Origin of the sequence: Bacteroides sp. 3_1_23 (assembly GCF_000162555.1) — a bacterium.
GTDB classification, from domain to species: domain Bacteria; phylum Bacteroidota; class Bacteroidia; order Bacteroidales; family Bacteroidaceae; genus Bacteroides; species Bacteroides ovatus.
Window position 1 is genome coordinate 2,643,710 of record NZ_GG774949.1, and the last position, 12,365, is coordinate 2,656,074.

Genomic DNA, 12,365 nt, shown 5'->3' on the forward strand with positions numbered 1-12,365 from the left:
CTACAACGCCTTTCACCTCCTGACAGTACTTGTTTTACCCAGTTACGAAAGATCAACTCAAAATACTCGGGCTTTATTATACTGAAGAATCTATTAAAAGTATCATGACGTGGGATGAACTCCAGGTCAGGTATGCGACTTTTTGAAAAAAGCAATTTTCGCATTGCCAAATTCCTCAATCTCATTCCAGGATTGGGCGCCACAGATTACAGCAGCAATGGATATATAGATAATGGTTTCCATTTTATGTACTTTTTTGCGGTTCATCCTAGGATCTTCTATTTGTTTACAAAGGTCAATTATGCCAATTTTCATGTTAGTTTATGTTTTAATATATCTTATAAAGATAAGAAAAACAATCGATATAAACAAATGATAGTGTATTAATAATCAATAGTATAGCAAAGAAATAACAAAGGAGAATATAGTAAAAAATATAACGCGTCTGCCCTGAACTATACATAAAATTAATCGTCTGACTATAGTTTCTCTTTCGTCTGACTATAGTTAGACGAAAATTAAACTACAGTCAGACGAAAAGTACACTATAGTCAGACGATTAATCTATCGCATACAAAGGTATAACTTTATGCGATACGACCTTTAAATCTTAGGAGGAAAAAGACAATTCCTCCCAAGAATTTAATCACCCAACAGTAATTTAGTCACAGCGGCAGTATTCAATGCCCATTCACGAGTATATATCTCGTCCGCTTCCGGAATATCAACTAACTTCAATCCCTGTGCCTGTGCTTTGACAGCTAACAGTTCACCAACAGTTGTTTTCGCTTCCAGCTTATCCAGATACTTTTCAATGGTCTGTGTATCCAAAGAAAGAATCGTCTGTCCACCAAAAGGTATTTCCAGCCAAACGATTTCCCGTTCTTTCACTTTCAGAACTCCGAAAACAAGCCCTTTCTGCAAACTTTGGGAAATACGTACCTGATGTTGTACGCAAGAAGGATCGTAAGCTACTCCTGTTCTTTCCGATATCTTCATTGGATAGGCAGAGTTCATCCAACCTACCACCAGATTAGGAGAGATAGTCCCGTTGCTATATGCATTGCAAGTGAAAGCGACATATTCCGCACCTACACGGTTCAGTTCATTCAAATCCAGCTCGATATATTCAGCAGTACCTTTCTTATTAGGAATACTTCGGATATCCCCGCTATGTTTAGCGCCAATAGCTTGCAAGTTGAAGAAGGAACAAACTTCTGTTGTGGAAGGCAAAGTGATATGACAACTCAAGTCCATGTCAAGATGCTGTGCCGGAAGCCCTTTTCCCCACTGCATAAACAATCGCACTTTATCCCCCTCTACCGGGAAACGCGTTCCCTGCAAAGCACAGGAAGTATCCTGAATTGTTTCGCTACGATCGCCGATAGCCAACGGAATATGGAACAACATAGGGTCAATATACATACTTTTGTTTTCACTTTCGACAGTTGCACTGGCGAAACGGGCAGCTACGACTTCCTTACACAAATCCTGTACATCCTTCACCATCGCTTTTAGCTGATCCTCCATATACAGACCCACCAAATAATGTGGTTCTATCAAAAGAGCATTCCCCCCTAAAGGTTTCACCATTCTCTTATGTCCCGGTTCAAAGTAGCTCTCCGCATACATACCCAAAGTAACTACCAAACGTGCCGGCAACAAATGAACCACTTCTTTAAATGCAGCCAACGTCTCTTCCGCTCCGAACCAAAGCATATTCGCAAATAAAGAACGTGCAAACATACCCGGTCGCTGCTTTAACAAAGCAAATGTCTGTTCCGCATTCGCCTTCAAACGGTTGCGCTCCACTTCTCCCTGCCAAACGGTATATGCCTCGCGGTAGAATATATCCATCAATTCCTTCAAATTTCCGAATTCCGGCTTACGGGCATATTCCGCCAGACGCAACGCACGTATCATACGTACCCACATCTCTCTTTTCGGATGCATGATTTCGCAAGCCTTCTCCGGAGCCATTGTCAGGTTGTTCAACCAAAGAGCTACCATTTTACATTCACGACGCGTATATTTCAACTTCAACTCCTCACGCTTCGCTTGAGCTGCCGAACGACTTTTATCCAAAACTCCACATATATGTGTGTTGTTTCTACCTGTTTTACGGATAATAGTCTTAGGCTCTATGATTTGCAGGAATCCGGTTTTCTTATACCACAGATAACGCAATATATCATTCGGAGTAGAGAAATAGATTTGCGCTTCCTGCGCTCTATCCTGTTCCACCAATGTATCTATCACCAACATCAATGTCTCCTTCATTTTGATTTCGACTGCCGGTAACGGAAGTTCGCCAAGCATTATTTTCAAGCTATCCGCTTGTGTGGCATCAAGAGCTGTACGCGATTCAAGCAAGTCACAGAAAAAAGCATTCAGCTCCTTGTCCTGCCAAAGTTCCAGCACTTTCAATTTACTTCCCTGTCCGAAGTATTCCGTAGTAGCCGTTTGGAACGGAGTTCCGCAGAACGGGCAACCGTTGTATCGTTCCATAGGAAATGTATTATCAGGGATCACGTGTCCGCAAGGTAGTTTAAGGCCTTTCTGGCTATTAAACAGGTTAGCGATCCATGTAACCAGATGATCCAAGCGCGTTTCTCCGGTAGGTACATCCCACCCTTTCACCAATGGAGACCAGTTTAGCGTCACGCCCAATGCTTCTTTCATCACCTGAAGAATCATCATCTGTTGAGCCGGATATAACTGATTAATGGCATGCAGCAGTTCTTCGGACAAGCTATATCCTACTTTACGGAGTTGGGCTACCAATGCAATGGTAGTCGAAGTCAACTCTTCCTGCTTTTTCTCTTCTTCTATCAAAGGCAAATAGATTGCATTCTGCCTGATAGACACTTTCAACAAATCTTTATTCATAACTTTGTTTTTTTTAAGTAAGGTAATCGGAAGACTGTGAATCAATGGAGCATTCCTGCGGTTTTGAAGTAAGTCTTCCTTGACCTTAGTTGATAAAAAGAGGTAGAACAGGCCGGATTCGAACCAGCGTTATCCACCGTTAAGAAGTAAGCCCCGGTTGACCTCATTTCAGATAATCCCGAAGCTGCTGTCCTACCTCTATATTTATTTTTGTGGAGCAGGCCGGAGTCGAACCGACGACCGTCACAGGATAGAAGTAAATCTTAATTGACCTTTTTCATCAGGATAATCTCAAGATTATGTATGATGCTCTACCCACTGAGCTACTGCCCCTTTACGAAACAGGAAAACAGATAATCGTATGAGTCAATATCTTAACAGGATGTATGGAAGTAACCCGTACTTGACCTGTTTTCTTGTTTCTTCGACAAAGATAGATGCAGTGGTGCGCAGCCTTTTTGCGCAACTAAAACTTTTTTGCTCTTTTAAAGAAAAAAATAAATTCCAATACCTGCATCGTTTAAATAGAAATCAGCGATTTGCCTTACGATTCTTTACTTCTTCTACAAGTTTTGTAAAGGACTTCTCCTTTTTACGTTTCTCATGTTCGGAAGCTGAAAAGTGCCACGCTTCCCGGCGAAGTTTCAGATAGCTTGCATAAACTTTATAATCTAACACACCGCTATTGACTGCTTCTAAAACAGCACAACCCGGTTCGTTGATATGCTTGCAATCTTTGAAACGGCACGATTCTGCATAGTCAGAGATTTCAAGTACTTCGGCCAGTGAGTCTGGATTGTCGATAACCAAGCCAAATTCACGCACACCCGGAGTATCGATTAAAACACCCGAATCATTCATCAATACCATTTCCCGACGGGTTGATGTATGCCGGCCTTTTCCTGTGGACAGGCTTATATCGGAGGTAAGCAACACAGATTTTTCACAGAGTGCATTTACCAGAGAACTTTTCCCGATACCCGAAGAACCGACAAACACAACAGTTTCTCCCTCTGATATGGATTCCCGCAACCGGAGAATCGTTTGGGGTTGATGAATGCTCGTAAAAAATACGGGTATCTGATTGGAGATATGATTTATTTGTTCTTCAACACTCTGCCTGTCAAAATCTAAATCGGATTTATTAAGTACCAATACAGGCTTGATGTTTTCTTCTAATACCTGAACCATAAAACGTTCTACTCTGCGGACATTGAAATTATCGTCAAGGCTCTGCACAATAAATGCTTTATCGACGTAAGAAGCAATGGCCTGCTTATCGGCAACTGTACCGCTTTTCTTGCGATACAATGTCCGCTCACGAGGTAGCATATCGACAATAATCCCTTTATTCTCATCAAATGGTTGAAAAAGCACCCAATCACCCGTACAGGGTAATTCAGCATCAGATTTCCCATACATCATGTTTCCCGTGAGTTCACACTGAAACAATCCGTTTTCGGAAACGACCTCGTAGCAGGTACGATGTACTATGGATATACGTCCATGAGGAAGAGTGCTGTAGAGTGATTCTTGTTTTAGTTGGCTTAGTTTATCATTCCAGCCATACCAGTTTAAATTAAAGTCGAATTTGTGAATTGTTTGATTTTCGTTATTCATGATCTTAATGTATACAGCGTACACGTTACAAAGCACCACGATACTTTTAGCACCCTTGTACGCAAGTTAAAAATTGAAATTATAAAGACATAAAGAGTACTCCCGGAAGGAATCATCCGAGAGCAAACGAAAAGACAATCTGTATCAGAAACACAGATTGTTTACTAAACCAAATCCGATTTATTATTTCTTGTCATGCGACAAAGATAGACTATTTTTATTTAATGGCAAAACGAGCCGTCATTTCATACCGTAGCTTGATAACCCGGTACTGCTCGGTAGCTGCCGCACCCATGCTTACATTGCTCTGCGCTTCGAAAGGAAGATAACGGCTTATGTTATTATCGGCAGGTTCGATGATACGAATCACTTCACCCAACTGCTGCCCCATCGCTTCCACCAGATAAGATGCTTTCTCACGGGCAGCCTTCAGTGCTTCAATCTTACCTTGTTTCCGATACATTGGCAAATCCTTATGTTTGAGTTCTCCGATGCGCATGGACTCAATTCCCCACGTATTGACTGAACGAATAATAGAGTTAATCTGCTCAAAATCCGTAAGCCGGATATCCAATTGCTTACCTATCAGAAACTCCTTTCCTCTCTGACGCCAATAATCTCCTATTTCCTGTGTGCGGATAGCATCATCCGTTATTCCTATTTTGCGCAAACTTTTACGCAAATCTTTCTCTATCATTGCCAATGGCACTTTCGTATGAAAATCTTCTTCTTTTTTTGATTTACCGGTGTATTCTTCTTGCCAATACTCCTTAATCTGAACCAGAAAATGAATCTCATCCGGAACGACTTCTATTTCAGAAGAACCGGTCACTTCAACGTATCGTCCATCACTTTCCTGTGCATTCACAACGATACTCCAAGTAAACAAAACAAAAGCTAATAAACATACCTTTTTCATATCTTCCATCTTAATAGTACAACCTCTTTTACAGAATGCGAATTATCATTTCACAAAGCTATTAAAAAAAACTGTAAAACCGATTTTATCCCAAGAAATCAATCAGGCTTTTTCGATCCATCAAAATAGTATCGCCATTCTTTACCTTACACTTGGAAGATGTTTTGCCGGAAAGTAAAGAAATATACCCTTTTTCAAACAGCAGCTTCAAGCGGGTACTGGAAAGAGGCAGACATCTTTTTATCAATGAGGATAATTTAAGGCTCAAGTCGAAATCACACTTGACTTGGATACTTATGATCTCACTACTCATATTCAGGATGTCTTCTAAAGAGACGGTATTTATCACCTCATATTCAACACTGTCATAATCTAATTGAAGATTATTCCTACTTGCCACTCCGGCAGAAAAGGCATATTGCCAGGCAACTTCCCTGTCATTCATAGAAAAGCTGTGAAAGAGCTTTTTATCAATCAAGTCGGGTTTAGTTCGTGACAACAGAGTCATATTACAAGTGTTATCACATTTCACACATCTATAAATCAGCCAGACATCAATGTTTTTCTTCTGTGCATTCATCCTGAACTTATCACTGCAATAAAAGCGGTCACTATCACAGTGACTGCATTTCTTAATTAATAAGGGGCAATTCTTCACCCTTATCTCCCATGTAAATGTTGTTTCCATAACTATACAAAAGCGATTATCTTTCTTTGTGAATCAATTATATTTCTCCGCAAAGTTGGATAATAGCCATTTGTATAATTCACAAGATGTCACAAGACGCCCTGAAATTTATCTGTCAAGCTCATCCATCATCTTTATAATCTGTTCTTTCAACTTATCCAGAAATTGGGTTCTGCTTTTCTTTCTATTCCTGATTTCCAAGAATATACGATAAAAATCACCTATCTCGATATTAAACAGTGTTTCGCAACAAAAAGCAATGTCTTTCAAACTCGTATTTCCATTACTAAAGCATTTACCTGCATACAAGGCGTAGATAAACTCAACCAAAGCAACTTTACTGTCCGTCCATTGCAACAGTTTACTGTCTACAATGGAAGTGAATTTAAGATGAAGTTTCTCTGTCAGCTGCTCTATTTCCTCCGACACATATTCTATCAAGCGATTATTCGCCAGAATTTCTGCAACACTCGAATCATGCAAGGTGGTAAAAGAAATATCTCTATCCAGTAGATGACAATGTATATCAGAAAGAATATCATAATTCTCCCGAATAAAATAGCGGTTATCAAGCTCTGTTCGACCGGCACGGTAATATTCATAAAAGTCATTATTCAAAAATGATTTTTGCAGGTTCTCCAATTCAATCTTCAGATATCTGCATTGGGATGACAGAGATTTGTCGATACGATTCTTTTCAATCTGATACAAACGGACATAAAACATCAACAGACCGGAAATCTGCGGTTTCGAGACTTTAAAGAAAAGAATCTCTTCTTCAGCACTTCGAAACTGATATCCGACAACAGTTGTTTTCAGCGAAGTCAGCGAAACCTGTACGACACCAATGATCTGCCTGATTCTATCCAAAGGATCAACCGGCTGCAGCTCAATCCTTTTTATTTCTTCCTCTATGTTCAGCTTACTATTTCTTACGAAATTTTCCATTCATTCTCAACGCACCCACCACTCCCATCTGATTACCATGAACCGGACTAAAAGCCTGAATACCTTAATTGCATCAGTTTTGAAAAACGATGCAGTGAATAATAAAAATGATAAAATGAAAAACCTGTTCAAGTATAGAACTACTCAAACGAAAGAAATTAGCCTGTGGTTTATGAGGCTAATATTAAGCTATAACAAATTTAAGAATTGTGCCCAAAATCATTGCTTTTAGAATTCAGATGCAAATATAATTGTTTTTTTAGGATGACATGAAGTTTATATGAATTTTTGAAATAAACTCACCAGAAGTATAGAAAAATAGTATCTTTGCCTCCGACTTTTCACAGATACTGTGAGAAAGCAATTCTTTTAATTATATAAATAAAAAAGACTATGATCAGATTAAATGTTTTTGTTCGTGTAAACGAATCCAACCGCGAAGAAGCGATAAAAGCGGCAAAAGAACTGACTGCCTGTTCTTTAAAAGAAGAAGGATGCATTGCTTATGATACTTTCGAAAGCAGCACGCGTCCTGACGTTTTCATGATTTGCGAAACTTGGCAGAATGCCGAAGTATTGGCAGCACACGAAAAATCTCCCCATTTCGCTCAATATGTAGGTATCATTCAGAAATTGGCTGAAATGAAATTGGAAAAATTTGAATTCTAAATGAATTACGAGGCTGTTCTCGAACAGCCTCGTAAAATTCACTATTTCACTATCTTTCCGAGTAGAATTAGTCGAGTTTCTTATGGATAAATGTTCCTTCAATCCAATAAGTTGCATGATTCGATTCAAATTTCAACAAGACATAACCGGGATCAGTGGGGCCACCGGGAAAATGATTGATAAACCAGTCCTGCCAAAGTTCCTGCTTCATCTTTTCGTCAGTTACAACTTCCACTTTCCCCGTTAACGCCACGCTGTCTCCTTTATCCTGAAAGCATAATCCTGCTTTCGGATTCGATAAGAAATCAATTGTTTTTAGTGAATCTGCTCCGGTAGACATCCAGATAGTGGAAATTCCTTCTGTCAGGATTTTGCTCATCGGTACAGGGCGGGGATAACCTTCTTTATTCACAGAAGCAAAGGTAACTACTTCACATCTCTGCAACAATTCTGTTGCTTTCTCTTTCATTGTTTTTGTGGTCATAAGCTGATTGGTTTTTATTAATCTTGCAAAGGTAACGGCATATCTTCCCATTCTATTGTAAAAAAGCGACTTTTACCTAATCTATCTTTGTGGTTCGATATAAGTAAGTGTGGTTTCTTCCGGAACGGTTAGGGAAAGAAAAGACGCAGGAGTATTGCCGGACATCGACTTAATCTCTTTTGAAAAATGCGCTAAATCATAGTATCCTGCATCAACTGCCGTAGTCAACAGATTGGCTGATGTTGTGGTTCTCAACAATTCCACAGCATTCTTAAATTTAACAATACGGCTGTATTCTTTAGGAGTAAATCCGGTATAATGCTTGAACTTTCTCTCAAAATGACGCTGACACAAACAGACATCATCCATCAAGCTGCGAACAGAACGTTTTCCTTTGGAATGATTAATCATGTTCACTGCCATAGCGACATGAGAATCGGCAGGCTGATAATGACGCGCCAAATATGCCAGCAAATATTCTTCCACTACTCGTATTCGATCTGTGACATGCTTCTGCTCACCTAATTTTTCAATAAAAGTGTCATCAAAAACAGCCTTCATCTCATTAGTACTGACTCTGCTATTCACAAATTCGTGCAGAGGCAGGTTTGTAAAGCAAGACATACCACAAGGTAAAAAACGAACGCCAAACATGTGAATCGATTCTGTATAAGTGACGAGTTCCGAATATTTTGTCATAGGTCCTACAAAATAGGAACGATAGGGTTGCATAATCAGACTCCCTTCTTCAACAGCATTAGCCACCTCTCCCAGCGTAAATATAAAATCGGTACAACCATCCGGCAGAATATGGATGCGCATACCATAATCCGGATTGCCCTTAAACTCCCAATAGCTATCAATGTAGGGAACAAGTAAATGAGAAGGCTGATATTCTGTATACATGGATCTATTTTGTACGCAAATATAGCGAAAATAAATTCTAATCAACGATGCGTCCGTTTGCCTTTGCCTTTTGAAGCCATTCAGGGACAATCTCTTCGAGAAATTTATCTTTGCCTACCTTTTCGGCAGCCATATCCAAACCGATATATTGCTGCGCCTTTTCTTTCGTTGTGATATCCGGAAGCGGAACATCACCAGTATATCCACGTTCAATTTGAAGGGGTCACTTTCAGCTGGACAAAAGGGATCAATTTAGATTGGATTCAGGGGATCAATTTGATTTGGACAGGAGGGGGCAAATGGTCCCGGATTTTCCATTCTGTCCATGCCTTTGGTTTATGTCGAACAAAAATAGTGTAAATTCTTTAAAAGAAGAGTTTTTTATTGGAAATGTTTCCCCAAAGTCCATTTTAATTCAATTTTTAGTAAAAGGTTTCTATTTGCCAATCCTGTTACTATATTTTCTCCAACCTCATTTTTTATGCTATATTTGTATCCGAAAAAATAATAGAAACGATGATAAACTTTGCAGCTATCGACTTTGAAACAGCCAACGGCAAACGTACCAGCGTATGCAGTGTTGGGGTTGTCATCGTAAGGGAAGGAAAAATAACGAATAAAATCTATCGTCTGATCCGTCCCCGCCCCAATTATTATACGCAATGGACCACAGCTGTTCATGGCTTAACTTACGACGACACGATGGAAGCCGACGAATTTCCGGAAGTATGGGCGGAAATCAAACCATTGATAGACGGTCTGCCACTTGTAGCGCACAACAGTCCTTTTGATGAAGGTTGTCTCCGGGCGGTTCACGAATTATATGACATGACTTATCCTGATTATAAGTTTTATTGTACTTGCCGTACTTCGAGGAAAGTCTTTGGAAAAGATTTGCCCAATCATCAGTTGCATACGGTAGCAGAACGATGCGGATATCATTTAGAGAATCACCACCACGCACTGGCAGATGCAGAGGCTTGCGCACAAATAGCTTTACTTATTATTCCCGAACCGAAAAAAGCAAGAAAAACAAAGAAAGCTGATAAAGATATACATGTTGGAGATTTATTCGCTTCACTTATTCCTCAACCAGTGAAAAAGAGCAAATGAAAAACACTACAACTATTATTTCAATCAATAATAGCCGTAGTGTTTGATAATAAAGTGCTAACTATGTACTTCGATTAGAGGATAGATTTTGCAATACCCATTTCCAAGCCGCGAAGTTCAGCCAATCCGCGAAGACGGCCCAGGCAAGAATATCCCGGATTCGTTTTCTTTTTCAAGTCATCAATCATTTGATGTCCGTGGTCGGGACGCATAGCGATAGAGCATTTACGACGCTGTTGTAGAAGAATAAGGCTCTTCATTACGTTGTACATGTCTACATTTCCTTCCAAGTGATTAGCTTCGTAGAAGTTTCCTTCCTCGTCACGTTGTGTACTGCGCAAGTGTACGAAGTTCACACGGTCGCCAAAACGCTCCATCATACCTGCAAGATCATTGTCGGCACGCACACCAAAAGAGCCTGTACACAAGCAGAGGCCATTAGATTCGTTAGGTACGGCTTCAATCAATTTCTTGAAATCCTCTTCCGTACTCAAAATACGAGGCAAACCTAAGATGGTATAAGGAGGATCATCCGGATGAATCACCAGTTTCACTCCTACTTCATCGGCAACAGGAGCAATTTCTTTTAAGAAAAAAATCAGGTTGGAACGAAGCTTCTCTGCATCAATATCGTCATAACGATCTAATGCTTGCTGAAATTGTTCTACCGTGAAACTTTCTTCCGAACCCGGAAGTCCGGCAATCATATTACGAACCAACAATTTCTTGTCGTCTTCGCTCATCTGCTCAAAACGAGCTTTCGCTTTAGCTATTTCTTCCGGAGTATAGTCTTTTTCAGCATTCGGACGTTTCAAGATGAAAAGATCGAAAGCTACAAAAGCTGCTTTTTCAAAGCGGAGTGCTTTAGAGCCGTCCGGCATTGTATAGGCAAGATCTGTGCGGGTCCAGTCCAATACAGGCATGAAGTTATAAGTAACTACCATCACGCCACACTTCGCCAGATTACGGATACTTTCCTTATAGTTTTCGATGTATTTCATAAAGTCGCCCGTCTGTGTTTTGATATGCTCGTGTACAGGTACACTTTCTACCACAGACCATGTCAGACCCACTTCTTCAATCATTTGCTTACGCTTCATGATCTCTTCTACTGTCCACACTTCACCATTTGGAATGTGATGAAGAGCATTTACTATACCAGTAGCGCCTGCCTGCTTAATATCCCACAAGCTAACCGGGTCATTAGGACCATACCAGCGCCAAGTTTGTTCACATAAATACATATTATTCTTTCCTGATTACAAGTTACTAATTATGATTAAAAACAGAATGATATCATCCCAATATTAGATAGAGAATGCATCAAATCCACCGTCGATAACAGCTACTGTACCTGTTACGAAGTTAGAAGCATCGCTAATCAAATAATGGATTGTTCCATAAAGGTCTTCCGGTTCACCGAAACGGTTGAATGGAGTATGAGCAAGAATGGTCTTTGAACGGTCAGTCAGAGAACCATCCGGATTAGTCAATAACGCACGGTTCTGATCGGTCAGGAAGAATCCCGGAGCGATGGCATTTACACGCAGACCGTTACCGAATTTCAAAGCCAGTTCGCCAGCCATATATTTAGTAAAGTTGGCAATAGCTGCTTTTGCCGCACCATAACCTACCACACGGGTCAATGGACGAAGAGCCGATTCAGAACAGAAGTTTACAATAGAACCTTTCTTCTGTTCTACCATAATTTCAGCAAATACCATTGTAGGCAATACTGTACCGAAAAGGTTCAGATCCACCACTTTCTTGAATGCATCAATCTGCAAATCGAAGAAAGTCTTATCCGGAGCGATAGTTGCACCTGCCATGTTACCTCCGGCAGCGTTCAACAAAACATCAATACGGCCATAAGCCTTCATGATTTCCACTTTGTTGCCTTCCAACACTTCTTTATCCATCACATCCGTGTAAAGGAACATGGCTTCATTTCCTTCTGCTTTGATACTGTCTACCAATGCTTTTCCTGCTTCTTCACTTCTGTCGAGCACAACCACTTTTGCACCTTCCTTTGCGAGATACGCAGCAATACCTTTACCTAAAATACCAGCTCCACCGGTGATAACAACTACTTTGCCTTTTACGTTAAATAATTCATTCATGGTTCTTAC

11 protein-coding genes, 1 tRNA gene and 2 pseudogenes are annotated in these 12,365 nt (G+C 40.2%); 2 read left to right on the forward strand and 12 right to left on the reverse strand.

Annotation, left to right across the window (positions count from 1 at the left end):
- The 7 genes and pseudogenes from HMPREF9010_RS26765 to HMPREF9010_RS13820 all read right to left on the reverse strand — a co-directional run.
- Positions 1 to 315, reverse strand: a pseudogene (locus HMPREF9010_RS26765) (transposase family protein); the annotation flags it as partial.
- Positions 316 to 642: 327 nt separating this feature from the next.
- Positions 643 to 2,889 (reverse strand): hypothetical protein, encoded by a 2,247-nt coding sequence (locus HMPREF9010_RS13840; protein ID WP_008648637.1) that lies wholly within the window; start codon positions 2,887 to 2,889, stop codon positions 643 to 645.
- A 213-nt stretch (positions 2,890 to 3,102) separates the two neighbouring features.
- Positions 3,103 to 3,222 (reverse strand) — tRNA-OTHER (locus tag HMPREF9010_RS26150).
- A 198-nt stretch (positions 3,223 to 3,420) separates the two neighbouring features.
- Entirely contained in the window at positions 3,421 to 4,509 is a 1,089-nt protein-coding gene (gene rsgA / locus HMPREF9010_RS13835; RefSeq protein WP_008648638.1) for a ribosome small subunit-dependent GTPase A, read from the reverse strand.
- A gap of 217 nt (positions 4,510 to 4,726) precedes the next feature.
- Positions 4,727 to 5,428, reverse strand: coding sequence for an SIMPL domain-containing protein (locus HMPREF9010_RS13830; RefSeq protein ID WP_004304099.1), 702 nt, complete (start codon positions 5,426 to 5,428; stop codon positions 4,727 to 4,729).
- 85 nt (positions 5,429 to 5,513) lie between these two features.
- Positions 5,514 to 6,116: a DUF1062 domain-containing protein gene (locus tag HMPREF9010_RS13825; protein ID WP_004304101.1), complete on the reverse strand. Its 603-nt coding sequence runs from the start codon at positions 6,114 to 6,116 to the stop codon at positions 5,514 to 5,516.
- A gap of 108 nt (positions 6,117 to 6,224) precedes the next feature.
- Positions 6,225 to 7,064 carry an RteC domain-containing protein gene (locus tag HMPREF9010_RS13820; protein WP_008648640.1) on the reverse strand — a complete coding sequence of 280 codons (840 nt, stop codon included), beginning with the start codon at positions 7,062 to 7,064 and terminating at the stop codon, positions 6,225 to 6,227.
- A 393-nt stretch (positions 7,065 to 7,457) separates the two neighbouring features.
- Between HMPREF9010_RS13820 and HMPREF9010_RS13815 the strand changes: the two genes are divergently transcribed.
- Positions 7,458 to 7,733, forward strand: coding sequence for a putative quinol monooxygenase (locus tag HMPREF9010_RS13815; protein WP_004297114.1), 276 nt, complete (start codon positions 7,458 to 7,460; stop codon positions 7,731 to 7,733).
- A gap of 67 nt (positions 7,734 to 7,800) precedes the next feature.
- On the opposite strand, the gene HMPREF9010_RS13810 is transcribed toward HMPREF9010_RS13815, so the two are convergent.
- From HMPREF9010_RS13810 to HMPREF9010_RS26155, 3 genes and pseudogenes are all read right to left on the reverse strand, one after another.
- The gene (locus HMPREF9010_RS13810; protein WP_032852544.1) at positions 7,801 to 8,217 is read right to left on the reverse strand and encodes a pyridoxamine 5'-phosphate oxidase family protein; all 417 of its coding nucleotides are present in this window, start codon (positions 8,215 to 8,217) and stop codon (positions 7,801 to 7,803) included.
- Positions 8,218 to 8,298: 81 nt separating this feature from the next.
- On the reverse strand, positions 8,299 to 9,123 hold the full coding sequence (locus HMPREF9010_RS13805; protein ID WP_008648642.1) for a helix-turn-helix domain-containing protein: 825 nt from the start codon (positions 9,121 to 9,123) through the stop codon (positions 8,299 to 8,301).
- 37 nt (positions 9,124 to 9,160) lie between these two features.
- Positions 9,161 to 9,334, reverse strand: a pseudogene (locus HMPREF9010_RS26155) (ammonia-forming cytochrome c nitrite reductase subunit c552); the annotation flags it as partial.
- A gap of 305 nt (positions 9,335 to 9,639) precedes the next feature.
- Between HMPREF9010_RS26155 and HMPREF9010_RS13800 the strand changes: the two are divergent.
- Positions 9,640 to 10,236, forward strand: coding sequence for a 3'-5' exonuclease (locus HMPREF9010_RS13800; RefSeq protein ID WP_004304106.1), 597 nt, complete (start codon positions 9,640 to 9,642; stop codon positions 10,234 to 10,236).
- Between the two features lie 74 nt (positions 10,237 to 10,310).
- On the opposite strand, the gene uxuA is transcribed toward HMPREF9010_RS13800, so the two are convergent.
- Both uxuA and HMPREF9010_RS13790 read right to left on the reverse strand, forming a co-directional pair.
- Positions 10,311 to 11,480 (reverse strand): mannonate dehydratase, encoded by a 1,170-nt coding sequence (uxuA, locus tag HMPREF9010_RS13795; protein ID WP_004304108.1) that lies wholly within the window; start codon positions 11,478 to 11,480, stop codon positions 10,311 to 10,313.
- Positions 11,481 to 11,543: 63 nt separating this feature from the next.
- Positions 11,544 to 12,356: an SDR family oxidoreductase gene (locus HMPREF9010_RS13790; RefSeq protein ID WP_004304110.1), complete on the reverse strand. Its 813-nt coding sequence runs from the start codon at positions 12,354 to 12,356 to the stop codon at positions 11,544 to 11,546.
- Positions 12,357 to 12,365 lie beyond the last annotated feature (9 nt).